This is a genomic window from Streptomyces broussonetiae, from assembly GCF_009796285.1.
Classification (GTDB): domain Bacteria; phylum Actinomycetota; class Actinomycetes; order Streptomycetales; family Streptomycetaceae; genus Streptomyces; species Streptomyces broussonetiae.
In genome coordinates this window covers 5772913-5791325 of the sequence record NZ_CP047020.1, presented here as the reverse complement: position 1 = coordinate 5791325, position 18413 = coordinate 5772913, and the positions used below count along the sequence as shown (strand labels likewise).

Below are 18413 nucleotides of genomic sequence, written 5' to 3'. Positions count from 1 at the left end.
CGCGACGGCCGGGGCCTCTCCTGTGGGGGGTGGCGGCCCCGGCCGTTGCCTCGGCGCCACCCGCCTCTCCCGCCCGGCGCTACTTCTTCGCCCGGCCGGTCGGCTTCGAACTCGGGGCGACGCCACGGGACTTGACGCCCGAATTGCCGTCTTTGTCACCCTTTTTCTCTTGCCCGCGCTTCCCTTGCGTGCGCTTCCCTTGCGTGCGCTTCCCTTGCGTGCGCTTCTTGCGGGCGTGGTGAGTCGGCGCATCCCGAGCGGCGGCCGGGCGGCGCGGGCGCACGAAGAGGCCGGACGGGCCCGGGGTCACGGACCCGGCGGCCGGAGCCGGGCGGTACGGGGCGCTCACCGAGGGGCGGGCCGGATGCACGGCGCCCCGGCCGGCGTCCGCGCCGGAGCCCGTCGTACCGATCGCCGCGACGGCGACCCCGCCCAGCGCGACGCTCGCGAGCGCCACCGAGAGCGTGCCCCGCAGCGTCAGCCGGGCACGGCGCGGTGCGGCGGGCCGCCAGTCGTCCCGGCGCCGGGCGCGCACCCGGCGCGCGCCGGGCGAAGGGGCGGCACGGGCCGCACGGAAGGCGGCCACGGCCCGGCGCTCGGCCTCGGGATCGACACCGTCGGCACGCAGGGCGGCACCGAACCAGGCCCCAAACCCTGACATTTCAGCCGACTCGGACACACTGGGAGGTACGCGCCGACGGTCGGGCAGCCCGTCGTCGCTGTGCCGTTCGCCCATGTCCGTTCCCGTCCTCGTCCGGTCCACCCGACGCGCCGGATCCACGGGCCCGGAAACAGTGTCTGTGCCGGTGCCGTACGCGGATCCGTACGGCCTTCCATACGGCCCGCGGCCGTCGGCGTTCATTCCGACTCACCCAGCGTCCGCGGGCCCTCATCCGTCACACCCGTGCCACCCTCGCCCTGTGCGCCCAGATGCCGGGCGAGCCGCTTGAGTCCGCGGTGGGCGGCCGTGCGGACGGCGCCGGGGCGCTTGCCGAGGACGCGCGCGGCGGACGGGCCGTCGAGGCCGACGACCACGCGCAGCAGCACGGCCTCGGCCTGGTCGCGCGGGAGGGCGCGCACCAGGTCCAGCGCGCGTTCGGTGGACAGCGACTCCAGGGCCTGGTCGTGGGTGTCGAGCCGGCCGGGCAGCTCCAGCGCGTCCTGTTCGAGGGCCGAGGCCCGGGGCCGCACCCGCAGACGGCGCAGATGGTCCAGGGCACGGTGCCGGGCGATGGTCGCGGTCCAGCCGCGAAAGCCCGCGCCGTCGCCCTTGAACCGGCCGAGGTCCCGGGCTATCTCCAGCCAGGCGTCGGAGGCCACGTCCTCCGCGTCCTCGCCGACCAGACCCCGCAGGTAGCCGAGGAGTCCGGGCTGCACGATCCGGTAGGCCACCGCGAAGGCGGTCTCGTCGCCGTCCTGGGCGCGCGCGACGGCCGCGCCCAGCTCCGCGTCCCGCGGCGGCGGGCGGCGGGGTTCCCCTCCCTGGCCCAAGACGTCCTCGTTCGTGCCCAGTTCATGGCCACTGCGTGGCGCGTCCCTCACGGTCCGACACGTCCGGCCGTGTCTCCGCCCTCCACGATCATCAGCGCCGGGCCTCATAGAAGTGTCACAGCTAGGCCGTAGTACCCGCCCGGCGCCTCCTCCGGGTCCGGCTACGCCCGTCCGGAGGAGGTCGCGTCCCGGCACAACAGGCGCAGCGAGCCGTGGCCGCCGTACACGCGCCGGGCCTCGTCGACGGGGTCCCACAGCCGGCCGTCGGGGGTGCGCACCCAGTACTCACCGCCCGTCGCCCACCACTCGCCGCCGGTCTGGCGGACGATCACCTCGCCCGCGTAGGCGCCGAAACCGCGCAGGGCGCTCTCGACGGCGGGGTACGGCGGGCCCTCGCGGCGGATCTCCTCGATCATCCGGTCCGCCCGCCACAGGCTCTGCGCCGAGTAGTCGAGCCGGACCCGGGCGCCCTCGCGCGCCATCGCCACGGTGTCGGCCGCCCACCGCACCGGCTTCGCCGCGGCGTGCGGCCTGGTCTCCTGCTGTGGTGTCACGTCCTGGGCTGTCACATAGGGAAGAGCGAGCCGGCCCCGCCATCCGTCACGCCGATTCGAAACGTTTCGTCAACCGTCGCAGGACCGCCCCACGTCCACCGCAGAGCGCTCACAGGATCGCCTTGGCCGCAGGCCGGACGGTCACGCCCCCGACTCCGCCTCGCTGCGCGCCCGGCGGGACACCACCGCCCGCAGCACCCGGCGCCCCTCCACCGACACGTCCAGTGCGCGGCGCAGGCCGTGGCTGCCGTGTTCGGCGAGGAGGTCCAGCACGGCCCGCTGGCGGCGCAGCTCGGCGGCGACCAGCGGCGGCAGGTCCGCCGTGTCGCCCGCGCGCCCGGAGTCGAGGGCTTCGGCGGCCGGGGTGCCGTCGGCGGCGGGGTCGAGCAGCCGGTGGATGCGCAGCGAGGCGACCGAGCAGGCGTCGGCCCAGGGCCGTACCGCGTCGGCGGTGCGCGCGGCCGGGGCCGCGTCCAGCATCCGCCGCACCAGCAGCGCGGCCTCGTCGTCGGCGCCCTCCTCGGCACCCACGCTGCCCCGGGCCCGCTCCAGGCCCACGGACCAGTCCGAGCCGTCGGCAAGGCTCGCCCACAGGGGCCGCAGCAGTTCGTCGTCGGCACCGAGCAGAGGCAGGCACCGGTCCAAACAAGCCAACCCGCTGGCGGCCAGTCCGCGTTCGTCGGCCTGTGCGATTTGTTCCACCAGGCTCATGAATGTCTCCCTCGCCAGGGCACCGACCGGTACGGAGCCCGTACTTCCCCTTACTGCGTCCGGACCCCTCCCGGTGTCACAGGGAGCGCCGGCTCAGCCCAGCCTGGCCGAAAGCTGTTGGAAGTCCGCCCAGGACAGGGACGGTTTGCCCGGGTCCCACAGCTTCTGCACGGTGGCCCGCAGCGGCATCCGTATGCCTGCTGCGACCTGCGCCTGCGTCTGCGCGTCGGGGAAGTCGCACCACACCCCGAAGGTTCCGCCGAGTATCTGCCCGTCGTACTTCGCCGGTACGGCGGTCGTGCCGCGCACCACCAACGGGTTCCACTGCTCGTAGATCCGCCTCCCGGTCGGGTAGACGAAGGTCTGCGGCTGACCGAGGACGTAGTAGAGGAACTCGTCGTTGTAGTTGACGACCTTCCGGCCCGCGCTCAGGTACTCCACCGGCTGCCGGGCGCCCAGCTCCTTGCCGGTCCAGTAGGCGACCTGGAGGTCCTGGGCGGGCTGCACGGAAGTACCGCGGTAGAAGCCGTCGTTCCAGGCGCGCATGGTCCTGCCGTGGGCGCGCACGGTGTCGGCGCGGGCGTTGAGCCAGCCGGTGGTGAGGCCGGCGACCGTGCCGCCGGAGCCGTAGGCCTTCCGGGCAGCGGCTGCGAGCTGCGGATACGAGGCCTGCGGGTCCTTCACGGTGAGCGCCTGGTACTCGTCCCCGCCCAGCTGCCACTGGTTGCCGGTGAACAGCCCCGCGTACTCGTTCAGCAGGTCGTCGACGATCTTCGCGGAGCCGGGCTTGGAGATGTCGACCGCGCCCTTGGTGGCCACCCCGTCGGCGTTGCGCAGTTGCAGGTCCGGGTGGGCGGCGATGACGGCCCCCAGATGCCCGGGCGAGTCGATCTCGGGTACGACGGTGATGTGCCGGCTGTTCGCCAGGTCCACGATCTTCTTGACCTGTGCCTTGGTCAGGTGGTCCTTGGAGACGATCTCGGGGTGGGTGCTGGACTCGATCCGGAAACCCTGGTCGTCGGAGAAGTGCAGTCCCAGTTCGTTGAACTTGAGATCCCCCAGCTCGCGTATCCGGTCCTCGATCCAGGACTCGGAGAACGGCTTGCGCGCGATGTCCAGCATGAACCCCCGCACCGGCTTGGCGGGCTCGTCCCGCACGACCCCCTCCGGGGCCGCGGCGCCGCCGTGGACCTCCTGCTTGAGGGTGCGGGTGCCGTAGAACACGCCCGCGTCGCCCGGCCCGCTGATGTCGACCCGTCCGTCGCGGACGGTCATGGCGTACGACTCCTGGTTCCCGCCCCCGCCGCCGAGCGCGAGCCGGACGTCCCCCGCCCGCACGTCGTCCTTCTCCCCCGCGTAGGTGAGCCCCAGCTCCCCGGCCATCAGCCGCCCCGTGTCGGCCAGCTCTGCGTCGCTCACCACCACGCGCTCGTTCTTCTGCGGCTTCCAGCCCGGCCCCCGCGCCGGGGTGAAGGCGTGCACCGCGGGTATCGTCCGCGGCGCCCGGGACAGCGCATAGGACCGGCCGGGCGTGGGGCTCTGCGACGCGCCGGAGCCGCTTCCGCCCCCCTGGCCGGAGGACGACCGCGCCGCACCCCCGTCCGCCTTCCCGCCGTTCCCGCCCGACGAGGCCCACACACCGACGCCGGTACCGATCGCGATGGTTCCGACGAACGCGGCGGCCACCACCGCCCGCTTACGTATCACCTGTTGCGCCGAAGCACGGCGTTTGTGCTGGGTCACTCTGCCAACGTACGACCGACCCGCTGTTCATTCGTCACCCGGGCGTTCCCAAACTCTGCCGTCCGGGTGAATTTCAGGCACCACGAGGACACACAGTGACCACTCTCGATAACCTGACGACACACCTTTCACAGCATCCCCTGCCACGCCACATGTGACGCGAGGACCCACGCTGCCCGCCCACCGTCTCCCGTACCTCCCCAAGCCCCTCGACGCCTTCAACACCGCCCCCGACGACGAGGCCCGCGCCCTGCTCCTGCGCTGTCTGTGCAGCCTGCGCTGGTCCCGCCGCATCGCGGACCACCGCCCCTACCCCGACCTGGAGTCCCTCCTGGCCGCTGCGGACGAGGCGGCGTACGACCTGTCCCCGGCGGACCTGTCGGAGGCCCTGGCCGGAGAGTCCCTCCCCGCCCTCCCCGAGGACACCTACTCGGCGGCCCACATGGCCCTGGGTGCGGCTCACGCGGCCTACGAGGCACGATTCGGACACGCGTTCATCATCTACCCGGGTGACGTCCACCCGGACGAGGCACTCGACCACATCCTCGAAGGCATCCGATCACGATTGACAAACGATCCGGAGGAGGAACGGGTGGTGGCGGCAGAGGAACTCCGGCGCTTGGCAAGAAGCAGACTGGCCATTTCCCTGAGGGGTGCGAAACCGCATCTACCAGCGGCTCCGTCGCGGGGCATGACCAGCGCCAACGCACCCGCGGTCGGCACATGACGGGGCACCACGCCCCCGGCAGCCGCCCGGCGCTCCCCCATCCGGTGGCAGTTTGATCACTCGGGCAGGCCCCCCGTAAGCACCGCCGTGCAGCACGGATACGATGCAGAGGGCCGGTGGACCGTACCCGGCCGGGCCCGACCGACACCGAAGCCGGCGCGGCCCTAGTCCCCGCTCCCGGAGGGTTCTTCCGTGCCGGCTGGAACGCTGTACCGCGGCCGGGAAGGAATGTGGTCCTGGGTGGCTCACCGAGTCACCGGCGTCCTCATTTTCTTCTTCCTGTTCGTCCACGTGCTGGACACCGCTCTCGTGCGTGTCTCCCCCGAGGACTACGACAAGGTCGTAGCCACGTACAAGACGCCGATCGTCGCGTGCCTCGAATACGGCCTCGTCGCCGCCATTCTCTTCCACGCGCTCAACGGCCTGCGCGTCATCGCCGTCGACTTCTGGTCGAAGGGCCCGCGCTACCAGAAGCAGATGTTCTGGACCGTGATGGGTGTCTGGGTCGTCCTGATGGTCGGCGCGATCTACCCCGTGCTCGGCCACGCCGCTCGTGTTCTGTTCGGGAGCTGACGCCGATGTCCACGACTGAAACCACCGCGTCCGGGATCGGCCCCGTCGAGGGCGCCGTCTACACCGTCGACAACCCGGCCCCGCTGATCGAGGCGCCGCGCAAGCGCACGAAGAAGACCCCCAAGTCGACCCGGGGCAACTTCGAGCTGGCCGCCTGGCTGTTCATGCGCCTGTCCGGCATCGTGCTGGTCGTCCTGGTCATCGGCCACCTGCTGATCCAGCTCGTGCTGGACGGCGGCGTCTCCAAGGTCGGCTTCGCCTTCGTGGCCGGCCGCTGGGCGTCCCCGTTCTGGCAGGTCTGGGACCTGCTGATGCTGTGGCTCGCGATGCTGCACGGCGCCAACGGCCTGCGCACGGTCATCAACGACTACGCGGAGCGTGCCGCCTCCCGTATGTGGCTGAAGGCCCTGCTCTACACCGCCACGGTGTTCACCATCCTGCTGGGCACGCTGGTGATCTTCACCTTCGACCCGAACATCCGCTAGGCACGGGGCTGCGAGAATCATGAAGATCCACAAGTACGACACCGTCATCGTCGGCGCCGGTGGCGCGGGCATGCGCGCCGCCATCGAGGCCACGAAGCGCAGCCGCACCGCCGTGCTGACCAAGCTCTACCCCACCCGCTCCCACACGGGCGCCGCGCAGGGCGGCATGGCCGCCGCGCTCGCCAACGTGGAGGAGGACAACTGGGAGTGGCACACCTTCGACACGGTCAAGGGCGGTGACTACCTGGTCGACCAGGACGCCGCCGAGATCCTGGCGAAGGAGGCCATCGACGCCGTCCTCGACCTGGAGAAGATGGGCCTGCCGTTCAACCGGACCCCGAACGGCACCATCGACCAGCGCCGCTTCGGCGGTCACTCCCGCAACCACGGCGAGGCCCCGGTCCGCCGGTCCTGCTACGCCGCGGACCGCACCGGCCACATGATCCTCCAGACGCTGTACCAGAACTGCGTCAAGGAGGGCGTGGAGTTCTTCAACGAGTTCTACGTCCTGGACCAGCTGATCACCGAGGTCGACGGGGTCAAGCACTCCGCCGGTGTCGTGGCGTACGAGCTGGCCACCGGTGAGATCCACGTCTTCCAGGCGAAGTCGGTCATCTACGCCTCCGGCGGCACCGGCAAGTTCTTCCGGGTGACCTCCAACGCGCACACCCTGACCGGTGACGGCCAGGCCGCGTGCTACCGCCGGGGCATCCCGCTGGAGGACATGGAGTTCTTCCAGTTCCACCCGACCGGCATCTGGCGCATGGGCATCCTGCTCACCGAGGGCGCCCGCGGTGAGGGCGGCATCCTGCGCAACAAGGACGGCGAGCGCTTCATGGAGAAGTACGCTCCCGTCATGAAGGACCTGGCGTCCCGTGACGTCGTGTCCCGCTCCATCTACACCGAGATCCGCGAGGGTCGCGGCTGCGGTCCCGAGGGCGACCACGTCTACCTCGACCTCACCCACCTGCCGCCGGAGCAGCTGGACGCCAAGCTCCCGGACATCACGGAGTTCGCGCGGACCTACCTCGGCATCGAGCCGTACACGGACCCGATCCCGATCCAGCCCACCGCGCACTACGCGATGGGCGGCATCCCGACGAACGTCGAGGGTGAGGTCCTGTCGGACAACACCACTGTCGTCCCGGGTCTGTACGCGGCCGGCGAGGTCGCCTGTGTCTCCGTGCACGGCGCCAACCGCCTCGGCACCAACTCGCTGCTGGACATCAACGTCTTCGGCCGCCGTTCGGGCATCGCCGCCGCCGAGTACGCCGACAAGGCGGACTTCGTCGAGCTGCCGGAGAACCCGGAGGCGTTCGTCGTCGAGCAGATCGAGAAGCTGCGCAACTCCACCGGCAACGAGCGGGTGGCCGCGATCCGCAAGGAACTGCAGGAGACCATGGACGCCAACGTCATGGTGTTCCGCACCGAGCAGACGATCAAGACGGCCGTCGAGAAGATCGCCGAGCTGCGCGAGCGCTACAGGAACGTCTCGATCCAGGACAAGGGCAAGCGGTTCAACACGGACCTGCTGGAGGCCATCGAGCTGGGCAACCTGCTCGAGCTGGCCGAGGTCATGGCCGTCTCCGCCCTGGCCCGCAAGGAGTCCCGCGGCGGTCACTACCGCGAGGACTACCCGAACCGCGACGACGTCAACTTCATGCGCCACACCATGGCGTACCGCGAGGTGGGCGACGACGGCACCGAGTCCATCCGTCTCGACTACAAGCCGGTCGTCCAGACCCGCTACCAGCCGATGGAGCGTAAGTACTGATGGCTACCCCCGTTCTGGACAAGGTGGAGGCGGAGTCCGCCGCGTCCCCGTACATCACCGTCACCTTCCGGGTCCGCCGGTTCAACCCGGAGGTCTCGGCGGAGGCGACCTGGGAAGACTTCCAGCTGGAGATCGACCCGAAGGAGCGCGTCCTCGACGGCCTCCACAAGATCAAGTGGGACGTCGACGGCACCCTCACCTTCCGCCGCTCGTGCGCGCACGGCATCTGCGGCTCGGACGCGATGCGGATCAACGGCAAGAACCGCCTTGCCTGCAAGACGCTGATCAAGGACATCAACCCCGAGAAGCCGATCACGGTCGAGCCCATCAAGGGCCTGACGGTCCTGAAGGACCTGGTCGTGGACATGGAGCCGTTCTTCCAGGCGTACCGGGACGTCATGCCGTTCCTGGTCACCAAGGACACGAACGAGCCGACGCGCGAGCGGCTGCAGTCGGCCGAGGACCGCGAGCGCTTCGACGACACGACGAAGTGCATCCTCTGCGCGGCCTGCACCTCCTCCTGCCCGGTGTTCTGGAACGACGGCCAGTACTTCGGTCCGGCCGCGATCGTGAACGCCCACCGCTTCATCTTCGACAGCCGTGACGAGGCGGGCGAGCAGCGCCTGGAGATCCTCAACGACCGTGACGGCGTGTGGCGTTGCCGTACGACCTTCAACTGCACGGACGCCTGCCCGCGCGGTATCGAGGTCACCAAGGCGATCCAGGAAGTCAAGCGCGCGCTGATCACGCGCCGCTACTGATCCTTCTCGGCGCCCGGCCGACGAGGGCCCCGCTTCCCTGCCGGAAGCGGGGCCCTCGGGCGTTTTGGACGGTTTTCCCCGGCGGCCGGTTCTAATCTGACGACATGCCAGACGAAGAGTCGTACGAGCTGCTCGGTTTCGACAACGTGCTGCTGCCCGTCGGCGACCTCGGCGAGGCCGTCGGCTTCTACGAGCGGGCCGGGTTCGCCGTGGGGTTCCGGTTCGACGAGGCCGGGATCGCGCTGCTCAGGGTCGGCAAGGAGATGCCCGGGATCCTGCTGCGGGTCGAGGAGGAGCTGAGGCACCGGACGCCGCCGTGGCCCTCGGCGCGGGTGTGGGTGGAGGTGCCGGACGCGCGGGCGGCGGCGAGCGCACTGGCCGCGGCCGGTATCCGCGCGCTGGACGAGCCGTTGCAGACGGCCACCGGGTGGGCCGTCGAGATCGCCGACCCGTGGGGGAACATCCTCGGCTTCACGGACTACACAAAGCGCCGTGAACTCGGCCGAACAGGCTGAGGCGAAGCGCCCCCGAGGGGAGCGGGCCGTATCGGTCTGCGGCTCCGCCGCGTGCGCGCGAGCAACGACGACGCAGCCGCAGGCGGACGGCGGCCTGCCACGGCTTAGGCTCCTACCGTGCCCGCGAAGAACGACGGCCCCGAGCCGGCCGACTCCCCCAGCAGCAAGTCCGAGCAGACCCGCGCGCTGATCCTGGAGACAGCGCTGCGGCTGTTCCAGGAGCGTGGGTACGACAAGACCACCATGCGGGCCATCGCCACGGAGGCCGGAGTCTCCGTCGGCAACGCCTACTACTACTTCGCGGGCAAGGAGCACCTGGTCCAGGGCTTCTACGACCGGATCGCCGCCGAACAGCAGGCAGCCGTCCGTGAGGTCCTGGACCGGGAGACGGGCCTTGAGGCGCGACTCGCGGGCGTGCTGACGGTGTGGCTCGACATCGCCCGGCCGTACCACGAGTTCGCCGTGCAGTTCTTCAAGAACGCCGCCGATCCCGACAGCCCGCTCAGCCCCTTCTCGCCCGAGAGCGCGCCCGCCCGCGAGCAGGCGATCGCCATCCACCGGGAGGTGCTGGCCGGGTCGAAGTCCAAGGTCCCGGCCGAACTGCGCGATGCCCTCCCGGAGTTGATGTGGCTCGCCCAGATGGGACTCGTCCTGTACTGGGTCTTCGACCGGACGGAGGGGCGCGAGCGCAGCTACCGGCTGGCCCGGCGCGGTGCCCGGCTGACCGCCCGCGGCGTGGCGCTCGCCCGCTTTCGTGTGCTGCGCCCCCTGGTCCTGGAGGTCCATGAGCTGTTCACGGACTTCCTGCCCGGCATGACCAAGGCACTGCCGGATCCCCGGAGCAGGAGGACCAAGGAGACCGCCGAGACCGCGGAGACCGCGGAGACCGCGGAGACCGCCGAGACCGAGGGGCGCGGGAAGAGGAACGAGGAGGGCTGATCAGATCCAGGTCAGGCGCCACAGGCGGAACACGCCCGTGCCGTCGTCCAGGTACTGGCTGCCGCCCACGTCCTCGGTGCTGACCACGTACTCCTTGCGCTGCCACAGCGGGATCAGCGGGACGTCCTGGGCGACGTTCGACTGGATGCCCTGGAAGTCCTTCGCGGCCCGGCTGCGGTCGGCGTACTGCCGGCTGTCCAGGATGAGCTGGTCGACCGCCTTGTTGCTGTACCCGGTGCTCATGGTGGAGCCGGTGCCGACGAGCGCCGCGCCGAAGGTGTCCGGGTCGGGATAGTCGGCCACCCAGCCGACCGCCCAGGCGTCCATCTTCCCGGCGGCCCACTGCTTCTGGAAGTCGGTCCACTCGTAGCCCTTGACGTCCACCTCGAACAGGCCGCCCGCCTCCAGCTGCTTCTTCAGCTCCGCGGCCTCCTGCGCGCCCGCGCCGTGCCCGATGCCGTAGCCGAAGGTGAAGTGCACCGGCAGGCTGACCCCGGCCTGGGTGAGCAGCGCGCGGGCCCTGGCGGCGCTCTGTGTCGGGTAGTCGTCGAAGAACGACGTGGTGTGGCCGGTGATGCCGGTCGGGATCAGTGAGTACAGCGGGTCGACCGTGCCGTTGTAGACCGTCGCGGCCAGTTGCTCGCGGTTGACCAGCCAGGCCATCGCGCGGCGCACCCGTACGTCGCGCAGCGGGGAGCCGGCGCGGGTGTTGAGGTACAGGTTGCGGGTCTCGGAGCTGTCGGACTCGGTGACGCGCCGGTTGGGGTCGCTCGGGTTGAGCTGGGCGAGCACACCCGGCGAGAGGTTCCGGGTGGCGACCTCGATCTGCTGGGCCTTCCAGGCGCTGTCGAGCCTGGCCGAGTCGGTGTAGTAGCGCAGCTCGATCGGGCGGCCGGTGGCGCCGAGGTCGCCCTTGTAGTGCGAGTTCGGGGCGAGTTCGGCCTTCTCGTCCTTGGTGTACGACGTCAGCCGGTACGGGCCGGTGCCGTCGACCGTGCTGCCGGTGCGCAGCGAGTCCGCCGGGTACGTGTCCTTGTCGACGATCGACCCGGCGCCGGTGGCGACCTTCAGCGGCCAGGTGGCGTCCGCGGACGTCAGGTGGAATGTGACGGTGGTGGCACTGTCGGCGCTCACCGAGGCGAGCGTGGAGAACAGCGAGGCCGGGCCGGTGTCCGAGTTGATCTTCTTGACCCGGTCGAAGGAGTACTTCACGTCCTCGGCCGTCATCGTGCGCCCGCTCGGGAAGGTGATCCCGGAGCGCAGCGTGCACTGGTACGTCCTGAGCCCGCTGCCCTGGAAGGCACAGCTCTGCGCCGCGTCCGGGACCGGTGCGACCCCGCCCGGCTCGAAGGTCAGCAGTGACTGGAACACGTTGCTGAACAGGGCCCAGGAGCCGGCGTCGTAGGCACCGGCCGGATCCAGGTCCGTGACGGCGTCCGTCGTACCGACCGTGATGGTCTTGTCCTTGTTCCCCTGCGATGGCAGCAGCTGCCAGCCGCCGATTCCCACGACCGCGAGCACGAGCAGCGTCACGAGAATACGCATGCGAACAGATCGCATGGTGGTGCCCTCCCCAGGCCCCCTACAGGCCCTACCCCTGGCCAGCACGAATGCGCCACTCCCCCAAGTGACGCGGCTCACCTAATCACAGGAGTTTCACCTGGGGGAAGGGCTTTCTGACCAGTTGGGGCAAGAACTTACCCAGGTGTTGTTTCCGCCGGGGTTCACAGCCTCTTCACAGGCGTGGGAGCGGTTCCAGCCGGGCGTGCGGTCCGGGTCCGGCTATGACGTGCGGCGCACTGCGCGCAGGCCGCGCAACCCGATGCCCCCGATGGCCGTCCCCAATACGAAGGAGACGACGGCCAGCAGCAGGTGCACCCAGAAGTACGCGGTCGGGTGGCCGTGGTCGAAGGCGAGCCCGCTGGTGTCCTTGACCAGGTTCTTGACGAAAGTGATCCAGATGACCCAGCTCCACACCCCGAAAGCGAGCAGGAACCAGGAGATGCGGCGGCTGAGGTTCATGGAGTCAGTATCGCCGTACGGTGTCCGGTTCCGTGCCGGGGGTGGGGTCGGGAGCGGGATTTCACCGGCCGCGCCGGGTACGTTTCCGATCGTGCCCGCACCGAAGAAGACCGGCCGGCGATCACTGCTGGTCACCTCCGCCGCACTGCTGTCCCTGTCCGCCACCGCGCCCGCCGCTCTGGCCGTCCCGGCCCCTTCGACGAGCCCGACCGCCACGCCCCCGGCCACGATGTCGGCCGTCGGCGGCGCACGGCTCGGACAGCCCGGTACCCAGGTGAACCTCGCACCGGGCGTCCCGGTGCTGCCCAAGGACCTCACCGCGCGCTCCTGGATCGTCACCGACGCCGAGTCGGGCGATGTGCTCGCCGCGCACAACGCGCACTGGCGGCTGCCGCCGGCCAGCACCCTCAAGATGCTGTTCGCGGACACCGTCCTGCCCCGCTTCCCCAAGGGCACCACGCACAAGGTGGCGCCGTCGGACCTCGCCGGCATGGGTGCCGGCTCCAGCGTGGTCGGGATAAAGGAGGGCCAGAGCTACAGCGTCCACGACCTGTGGCTCGGGGTCTTCCTGCGCTCGGGCAACGACGCCGTGCACGTGCTGTCCGCGATGAACGGCGGGGTCCAGCAGACCGTCAAGGACATGCAGGACCACGCCGAGGAACTGCAGGCCCTGGACACGCACGTGGTGACCCCCGACGGTTACGACGAGGCGGGGCAGGTCTCCTCGGCGTACGACCTGACGCTGTTCGCGCGGTCCGGGCTGCAGAAGAAGGACTTCCGCGAGTACTGCTCGACCGTGCGGGCCAAGTTCGGTACCGGCGAGATCCAGAACACCAACCGGCTGCTGAGCGGTGACACCGACGTCCCCGTCTACCAGGGCATCGCGGGTGTGAAGAACGGCAACACCACGCATGCGGGCGCCACCTTCACCGGCGTCGCCGAACGGGGCGGCCGGGTGCTGCTCGTCACGGTGATGAACCCGGAGAAGCACGACCACAACGAGGTCTACAAGGAGACGGCGAAGCTGTTCGACTGGGGCTTCCGGGCGGCCGGCAAGGTCAGCCCGGTGGGCGAGCTGGTGCCGCCGAAGAACGCGCTGGCGAGCCCGGCGCCCAGCGCCTCCGGCGGGCAGCCCGCCGGGTCCGGGGCCAGGCCGGTGACGAAAGCCGCCGCCGACTCCGGCACCGGCGTCGGCACCGCCGCGGCCATCGCGGGCGGGCTGGTGATCCTGCTCGCGGGTGCGGCGTTCCTGATCAACCGTCGGTGGCCGCTGCCGGACCTGTTGCGCCGCCGGAACGGGTGAGCCCGGTCCCGTTCCCGTTCTCCTCGCGTCACTCCTGCTCGTCGCTCTGCGTCGCCGTCCAGGAGGCGCAGAACAGGATGAGTCTCGCGGTGAAGTTGATCCACAGCAGCAGCGCCACGGGGACGCCGAACGCGCCGTACATGCTCTTCGCGGCGACGCCCTGGATGTAGCCGCTGAGCAGCAGTTTCAGCAGTTCGAAGCCGACCGCGCCGAGCAGTGCGGCCACCACCAGGCGGCGGCGCGGCGGCTCGACCCCGGGCAGCAGGGTCAGGACGTAGACCAGGACGAGGAAGTCGGCGAGCACGGCGACCGCGAACGCGGCGATCTGCAGCAGCAGGCTGCCCCAGCCGGACTGGTCCAGGCCCAGATGGCGCGACGCGAGGCCGACGGCGGCCGAGGCGAACGTGGACGCGGCGAGCGTGACCAGCAGGGCGCCACCGAGCCCGACGAGGATGCCGGCGTCCTTGGCCTTGGCGAGCAACGGGTTCTGCGCCTTGTCCGGCAGCTCCCACACCGTGCGCAGGCAAGCCCGCATCTGGCCGACCCAGTTGATGCCCGTGAACAGCAGCAAGGCGCCCGCGATGAGGCCGACGGTGCCGGCGTTGTGCACCAGCGAGGTGATGTTCAGCTGGTCCGAGACGACCCCCGGGAACTGTTCGGCGATCTTCTGCTCGACGGTCCGCTGCCGGGAGGGGCTGAGCGTGGCCGCGGTGACCGCGGCGGCCACCGTCAGCAGCGGGAACAGCGCCACGAAGCTGATGAACGTCATGGCGGCGGCCAGCCGCGACCACTTCACCCGGTCCAGCCGCTCGTAGCAGTGCCACGCGTGCGTCGCCATCAGGCGGGTGACGATCGGCCCGATGCCGGGAAGTCTCTTCAGCCAGTCCATGATCCGTTCCTGCCCCCGGTTGCGCGCTCGTATGACATCCCACTAATCACCCGTTGTGTGCAGCACGCGAATGTTCCACAACTAAGCTCCCACAAAGGGGCGATACGGTCACCGACATGTCTGGAGACACGGTTTCCGTCATCCGTCCGCGGACATACGAGGAGGCCGCGGTCGCCGTCCGCGCGTGCGGGGCGCGCGGCGCCGTCGCCCGGGGCGGCCCGGGCCCCGCCCGCGGGGACGCGGCGCGGAACGCGGGCGGCACCGTCCTCGACATGACCGGCCTCGACCGCGTCCACGTGGTCGACGCCGACGAGGGCGTCGTCCTGTGCGCGGCCGGCGTCACCCTGCGGCGGCTGACCGAACTCGTGCTCCCGCTCGGCTGGTTGGTGCCCGCCGGGCCCGCCGCCCGGCACACGACGGTCGGCGGGGCCATCGCCGCCGGCCTCCACGTCTCCGGCTCCTTCACCCGCCACGTGCAGGCCCTGGAGCTGCTCACCGCCGACGGCGAGGTCCGTGCGGTGCGCCCGGACACGGAGCTGTTCGAGGCGACCGCCGGCGGGCTGGGCCTGACCGGCGTGATCCTGACGGCCACGATCCGGCTGCTCCCGGTGGAGACCGCGTACCTGACCGTCGGCACCGAGCGCGCCGCCGACCTGGACGAGGTGCTGGCCCGCCTGACCGGCACCGGACGGGACCGCCGTTACGCGGCCGCACGGATCGACCTGACGGCCCGGGGCGCGGCCACCGGGCGCGCGGTCCTCACCCGCGCCGACCACACCCCCTTGAGCGCCCTGCGCACGGGCCCGCGCGGGTGGCGCCGCCCGTTCGCCCTGCGCTCCCCCGGACTCCCGCCCGTCGCCACCCTCGTCCCGGCCGGGATCCGGTACCGGACGGCGCCGCGCGCGCGTACCGGTGAACTCCGCCATCTGTCCGCCTTCTTCCACCCGCTGGAGACCGTCGCGCTCGAAAGCCGCCTCCACGGCCGTTTCGGCCGGGTGCGCTACCGGTTCGCCGTCGGCGCCGGCGAGGAGGAGATGCTGCACCGCATCGTGCGGCGCGTCGCCTCCCGCCGCTGCCCGACCGCCCACGCCGTCCTCCAGCGGCTCGGGGAGGCCGGGCCCGGCTGGCTCTGCGGTGCCGTGCCCGGCTGGACGCTGGCCCTGGACCTCCCGGCCGGGCTGCCCGGACTGCCCGCCTTCCTCGACGCGCTGGACGAGGAGGTCGCCGCGGCCGGCGGCCGGGTCGGCCTCGCCGAGGACGCCCGGCTCCGCCCCGACCTTCTCACCGCCATGTACCCGCGCGCGGCCGACTTCCGCGCCCTGCGCGCCCGGCTGGACCCGCGCGCGGTCTTCGCCTCGGACCTCGCCCGCCGACTCGCCCTCTAGCACCTAGGACCGCATGTGAAGGACGTCTTCGGTCTCCCCCAGTCCCTGCTCGTGCTCGGCGGTACGTCCGAGATCGCGCTGGCCACCGCGCGCCGGCTGATCGCCCGCCGCACCCGCACCGTGTGGCTGGCCGGCCGGCACTCGCCCGCCCTGGAGCGGGCCGCCGAGAGCCTGCGCGCGCTCGGCGCGGACGTCCGTACCGCCGGCTTCGACGCCCTTGATCCCGAGTCGCACGAGACCGCGCTCGACAAGATCTTCGCCGAGGGCGACATCGACCTGGTGCTGCTCGCCTTCGGCGTCCTCGGCGACCAGGCCCAGGACGAGCGCGAACCGGCGCGCGCCGTCCGGGTCGCCCAGACCAACTACACCGGGGCGGTCTCGGCCGCACTGGTCACCGCCCGGGCCCTGCAGGCCCAGGGGCACGGCTCCCTCGTGGTGCTCTCCTCCGTGGCCGGTGTGCGGGCCCGGCGCGCCGACTTCATCTACGGCTCCAGCAAGGCCGGCCTCGACGCCTTCGCCCAGGGCCTCGGCGACGCCCTGCACGGCACCGGTGTGCACGTGATGGTCGTACGCCCCGGATCCGTGCACCGGCCGGAGACTCCGTTCGCCACCACCCCGGAGGCGGTCGCCACCGCGATCGAGCTGGGTCTGCGGCGCCGCTCGGAGACGGTGTGGGTGCCGGGTGTGCTCAGGGTGGTGACGACGGCGCTGCGGCACACGCCGCGGGCGCTGCTGCGCAGGCTGCCGGTCTGACGGCCGGCCCCTACAGGCTGACGGTCGTCCCGCGCTCCAGGTCCGCGGAGCACGCCTGCGGGGGGACGACGGATCCACCGAACGTGTACTCCCGCAGCTTGCGCCAGACCCCGTCCGGGCCCTGCTCGTAGAGCGCGAAGCCGGTGCACGGCCACTCGGCCTCGTAGCCGGCCAGCTCCTCGAAGGCGCGGTCCATGGCGGCCTCGTCGATGCCGTGCGCGACGGTGACATGTGGGTGGTACGGGAACTGCAGCTCGCGCCCCACCGGCCCGGACGCGTCCCGCACCCACTGCTGGAGCCGGGCGCACTCCTCGGCGCCCTGGACGACACGGACGTAGACGACGGGCGACAGCGGCCGGAAGGTGCCCGTGCCCGACAGCTTCATCGGGAACGGACGGCCGCCCGAGGCGACCTCCGTGAGGTGCGCCTCGACGGCCGGCAGGTCGCACCGGTCGACCTCGGTCGGCGGCAGCAGCGTGACGTGCGTGGGAATGCCATGGGCCGCGGCGTCGCCGAAGCCCGCGCGCCGCTCCTGGAGCAGGCTGCCGTGAGGCTCCGGGACCGCGATCGACACGCCGATCGTTACGGTCCCCAACGTCGTCTCCTGTCGTCCGCGCCTGTGTTCTACCCGGCCGCTCAGCCGTCTGTTCCGCTGCACCGTCGGATATCGACTGTACGGCTATGGGTGTCCTGTGGGCAGGCGCAGGGGAAGTGATGTGCAGCGCTCTGCCGATGCGGCAGCCGGTTCAGTGCTTCGCCGGCAGGAAACCCACGCGGTCGTACGCCTGCGCGAGTGTCTCGGCGGCGACGGCGCGCGCCTTCTCGGCGCCCTTGGCCAGGATCGAGTCGAGCGTCTCGGAGTCGTCCAGGTACTGCTGCGTGCGCTCCTTGAACGGCGTCACGAAGTCGACCATGACCTCGGCCAGGTCGGTCTTGAGGGCGCCGTACATCTTGCCCTCGTACTCCCGCTCCAGCTCGGCGATCGACGTGCCGGTGAGCGTGGAGTAGATGGTGAGGAGGTTCGACACGCCCGGCTTGTTCTCCACGTCGTAGCGGATCACGGTGTCGGTGTCGGTGACGGCGCTCTTGACCTTCTTGGCGGTGGCCTTCGGGTCGTCGAGGAGGTTGATGAGGCCCTTGGGCGTGGACGCCGACTTGCTCATCTTGATCGACGGTTCCTGGAGGTCGTAGATCTTCGCCGTCTCCTTGAGGATGTACGGCGACGGGATCGTGAACGTCTGCCCGAAGCGGCCGTTGAAGCGTTCCGCCAGGTCACGGGTCAGCTCGATGTGCTGGCGCTGGTCCTCGCCGACCGGTACCTCGTGGGCCTGGTAGAGGAGGATGTCGGCGACCTGGAGGATCGGGTACGTGAACAGGCCGACGGACGCCCGGTCCGCGCCCTGCTTGGCGGACTTGTCCTTGAACTGGGTCATGCGGCTGGCCTCGCCGAAACCGGTGAGGCAGTTCATGATCCAGGCGAGCTGGGCGTGCTCGGCGACATGGCTCTGCACGAAGAGGGTGCAGCGGTCCGGGTCCAGGCCGGCGGCGAGCAGCTGGGCGGCGGCGAGGCGGGTGTTGGCGCGCAGGTCGGCCGGATCCTGCGGGACCGTGATCGCGTGCAGGTCGACGACCATGTAGAAGGCGTCGTGGGACTCCTGGAGTGCCACCCACTGGCGGACGGCGCCGAGGTAGTTGCCGAGGTGGAACGAGCCGGCGGTGGGCTGGATGCCGGAGAGCACGCGAGGTCGGTCAGCGGTGGCCATGTTGCCCATTCTCTCAGAGGCCGGG

20 protein-coding genes are annotated in these 18413 nt (G+C 71.0%); 10 read left to right on the top strand and 10 right to left on the bottom strand.

What is annotated here, in order from left to right:
* Positions 1 to 79 precede the first annotated feature (79 nt).
* The 5 genes from GQF42_RS26880 to GQF42_RS26860 all read right to left on the bottom strand — a co-directional run bounded on the left by GQF42_RS26880 (position 80) and on the right by GQF42_RS26860 (position 4499).
* A complete protein-coding gene (locus GQF42_RS26880; protein WP_158924008.1) occupies positions 80 to 661 on the bottom strand; it encodes a hypothetical protein in 582 nt (193 codons plus the stop codon).
* A gap of 197 nt (positions 662 to 858) precedes the next feature.
* Positions 859 to 1491, bottom strand: coding sequence for an RNA polymerase sigma factor (locus GQF42_RS26875; protein ID WP_158930628.1), 633 nt, complete (start codon positions 1489 to 1491; stop codon positions 859 to 861).
* A 161-nt stretch (positions 1492 to 1652) separates the two neighbouring features.
* Complete coding sequence (locus GQF42_RS26870) at positions 1653 to 2000, bottom strand: hypothetical protein (RefSeq protein WP_158930626.1); 348 nt, start codon at positions 1998 to 2000, stop codon at positions 1653 to 1655.
* Positions 2001 to 2186: 186 nt separating this feature from the next.
* Positions 2187 to 2756 carry a hypothetical protein gene (locus GQF42_RS26865; protein ID WP_158924006.1) on the bottom strand — a complete coding sequence of 190 codons (570 nt, stop codon included), beginning with the start codon at positions 2754 to 2756 and terminating at the stop codon, positions 2187 to 2189.
* 93 nt (positions 2757 to 2849) lie between these two features.
* Positions 2850 to 4499 carry a beta-N-acetylhexosaminidase gene (locus GQF42_RS26860; RefSeq protein ID WP_375988780.1) on the bottom strand — a complete coding sequence of 550 codons (1650 nt, stop codon included), beginning with the start codon at positions 4497 to 4499 and terminating at the stop codon, positions 2850 to 2852.
* A 154-nt stretch (positions 4500 to 4653) separates the two neighbouring features.
* On the opposite strand from GQF42_RS26860, the gene GQF42_RS26855 reads away from it, so the two are divergent.
* From GQF42_RS26855 to GQF42_RS26825, 7 genes are all read left to right on the top strand, one after another.
* Positions 4654 to 5226, top strand: coding sequence for a 2-oxo-4-hydroxy-4-carboxy-5-ureidoimidazoline decarboxylase (locus GQF42_RS26855; RefSeq protein ID WP_158924004.1), 573 nt, complete (start codon positions 4654 to 4656; stop codon positions 5224 to 5226).
* A 192-nt stretch (positions 5227 to 5418) separates the two neighbouring features.
* Positions 5419 to 5799 (top strand): succinate dehydrogenase, cytochrome b556 subunit, encoded by a 381-nt coding sequence (sdhC, locus tag GQF42_RS26850; protein ID WP_158924002.1) that lies wholly within the window; start codon positions 5419 to 5421, stop codon positions 5797 to 5799.
* 5 nt (positions 5800 to 5804) lie between these two features.
* Positions 5805 to 6284, top strand: coding sequence for a succinate dehydrogenase hydrophobic membrane anchor subunit (locus GQF42_RS26845; RefSeq protein WP_158924000.1), 480 nt, complete (start codon positions 5805 to 5807; stop codon positions 6282 to 6284).
* A 19-nt stretch (positions 6285 to 6303) separates the two neighbouring features.
* Positions 6304 to 8058 (top strand): succinate dehydrogenase flavoprotein subunit, encoded by a 1755-nt coding sequence (sdhA, locus tag GQF42_RS26840; protein WP_158923998.1) that lies wholly within the window; start codon positions 6304 to 6306, stop codon positions 8056 to 8058.
* Positions 8058 to 8819, top strand: coding sequence for a succinate dehydrogenase iron-sulfur subunit (locus GQF42_RS26835; protein WP_067055741.1), 762 nt, complete (start codon positions 8058 to 8060; stop codon positions 8817 to 8819). Before sdhA ends, GQF42_RS26835 begins: the two co-directional genes overlap by 1 nt.
* Positions 8820 to 8923: 104 nt before the next feature.
* On the top strand, positions 8924 to 9334 hold the full coding sequence (locus GQF42_RS26830) for a VOC family protein (RefSeq protein WP_158923996.1): 411 nt from the start codon (positions 8924 to 8926) through the stop codon (positions 9332 to 9334).
* Between the two features lie 117 nt (positions 9335 to 9451).
* Positions 9452 to 10273: a TetR/AcrR family transcriptional regulator gene (locus GQF42_RS26825; protein ID WP_233273473.1), complete on the top strand. Its 822-nt coding sequence runs from the start codon at positions 9452 to 9454 to the stop codon at positions 10271 to 10273.
* Here GQF42_RS26825 and GQF42_RS26820 read toward each other — a convergent pair whose 3' ends face one another.
* Positions 10274 to 11818: an ABC transporter substrate-binding protein gene (locus tag GQF42_RS26820; protein WP_158923994.1), complete on the bottom strand. Its 1545-nt coding sequence runs from the start codon at positions 11816 to 11818 to the stop codon at positions 10274 to 10276.
* 237 nt (positions 11819 to 12055) lie between these two features.
* The gene (locus GQF42_RS26815; protein ID WP_158923992.1) at positions 12056 to 12295 is read right to left on the bottom strand and encodes an SCO4848 family membrane protein; all 240 of its coding nucleotides are present in this window, start codon (positions 12293 to 12295) and stop codon (positions 12056 to 12058) included.
* 91 nt (positions 12296 to 12386) lie between these two features.
* Between GQF42_RS26815 and GQF42_RS26810 the strand changes: the two genes are divergently transcribed.
* On the top strand, positions 12387 to 13598 hold the full coding sequence (locus GQF42_RS26810) for a D-alanyl-D-alanine carboxypeptidase family protein (RefSeq protein ID WP_325100354.1): 1212 nt from the start codon (positions 12387 to 12389) through the stop codon (positions 13596 to 13598).
* A gap of 28 nt (positions 13599 to 13626) precedes the next feature.
* Here the strand turns inward: GQF42_RS26810 and GQF42_RS26805 are convergent, their stop codons facing one another.
* Entirely contained in the window at positions 13627 to 14487 is an 861-nt protein-coding gene (locus GQF42_RS26805; RefSeq protein WP_158923988.1) for a YihY/virulence factor BrkB family protein, read from the bottom strand.
* Between the two features lie 116 nt (positions 14488 to 14603).
* On the opposite strand from GQF42_RS26805, the gene GQF42_RS26800 reads away from it, so the two are divergent.
* Together GQF42_RS26800 and GQF42_RS26795 are read left to right on the top strand one after the other, a co-directional pair.
* Positions 14604 to 15872: an FAD-binding oxidoreductase gene (locus GQF42_RS26800; RefSeq protein ID WP_158923986.1), complete on the top strand. Its 1269-nt coding sequence runs from the start codon at positions 14604 to 14606 to the stop codon at positions 15870 to 15872.
* A gap of 15 nt (positions 15873 to 15887) precedes the next feature.
* Complete coding sequence (locus GQF42_RS26795) at positions 15888 to 16625, top strand: SDR family NAD(P)-dependent oxidoreductase (protein WP_158923984.1); 738 nt, start codon at positions 15888 to 15890, stop codon at positions 16623 to 16625.
* Between the two features lie 10 nt (positions 16626 to 16635).
* On the opposite strand, the gene GQF42_RS26790 is transcribed toward GQF42_RS26795, so the two are convergent.
* Together GQF42_RS26790 and trpS are read right to left on the bottom strand one after the other, a co-directional pair.
* Positions 16636 to 17220 carry a 2'-5' RNA ligase family protein gene (locus GQF42_RS26790; RefSeq protein WP_158923982.1) on the bottom strand — a complete coding sequence of 195 codons (585 nt, stop codon included), beginning with the start codon at positions 17218 to 17220 and terminating at the stop codon, positions 16636 to 16638.
* A 151-nt stretch (positions 17221 to 17371) separates the two neighbouring features.
* Positions 17372 to 18388: a tryptophan--tRNA ligase gene (gene trpS / locus GQF42_RS26785; RefSeq protein ID WP_158923980.1), complete on the bottom strand. Its 1017-nt coding sequence runs from the start codon at positions 18386 to 18388 to the stop codon at positions 17372 to 17374.
* Between the last annotated feature and the right edge of the window lie 25 nt (positions 18389 to 18413).

Bases quoted from the DNA above. Each gene is read 5' to 3' on its own strand.
- GQF42_RS26880 (WP_158924008.1), bottom strand. From the start codon at position 661: ATGTCAGGGTTTGGGGCCTGGTTCGGTGCCGCCCTGCGTGCCGACGGT.
- GQF42_RS26865 (WP_158924006.1), bottom strand. From the start codon at position 2,756: ATGAGCCTGGTGGAACAAATCGCACAGGCCGACGAACGCGGACTGGCC.
- GQF42_RS26845 (WP_158924000.1), top strand. From the start codon at position 5,805: ATGTCCACGACTGAAACCACCGCGTCCGGGATCGGCCCCGTCGAGGGC.
- sdhA (WP_158923998.1), top strand. From the start codon at position 6,304: ATGAAGATCCACAAGTACGACACCGTCATCGTCGGCGCCGGTGGCGCG.
- GQF42_RS26835 (WP_067055741.1), top strand. From the start codon at position 8,058: ATGGCTACCCCCGTTCTGGACAAGGTGGAGGCGGAGTCCGCCGCGTCC.
- GQF42_RS26830 (WP_158923996.1), top strand. From the start codon at position 8,924: ATGCCAGACGAAGAGTCGTACGAGCTGCTCGGTTTCGACAACGTGCTG.
- GQF42_RS26820 (WP_158923994.1), bottom strand. From the start codon at position 11,818: ATGCGTATTCTCGTGACGCTGCTCGTGCTCGCGGTCGTGGGAATCGGC.
- GQF42_RS26815 (WP_158923992.1), bottom strand. From the start codon at position 12,295: ATGAACCTCAGCCGCCGCATCTCCTGGTTCCTGCTCGCTTTCGGGGTG.
- GQF42_RS26805 (WP_158923988.1), bottom strand. From the start codon at position 14,487: ATGGACTGGCTGAAGAGACTTCCCGGCATCGGGCCGATCGTCACCCGC.
- GQF42_RS26800 (WP_158923986.1), top strand. From the start codon at position 14,604: ATGTCTGGAGACACGGTTTCCGTCATCCGTCCGCGGACATACGAGGAG.
- trpS (WP_158923980.1), bottom strand. From the start codon at position 18,388: ATGGCCACCGCTGACCGACCTCGCGTGCTCTCCGGCATCCAGCCCACC.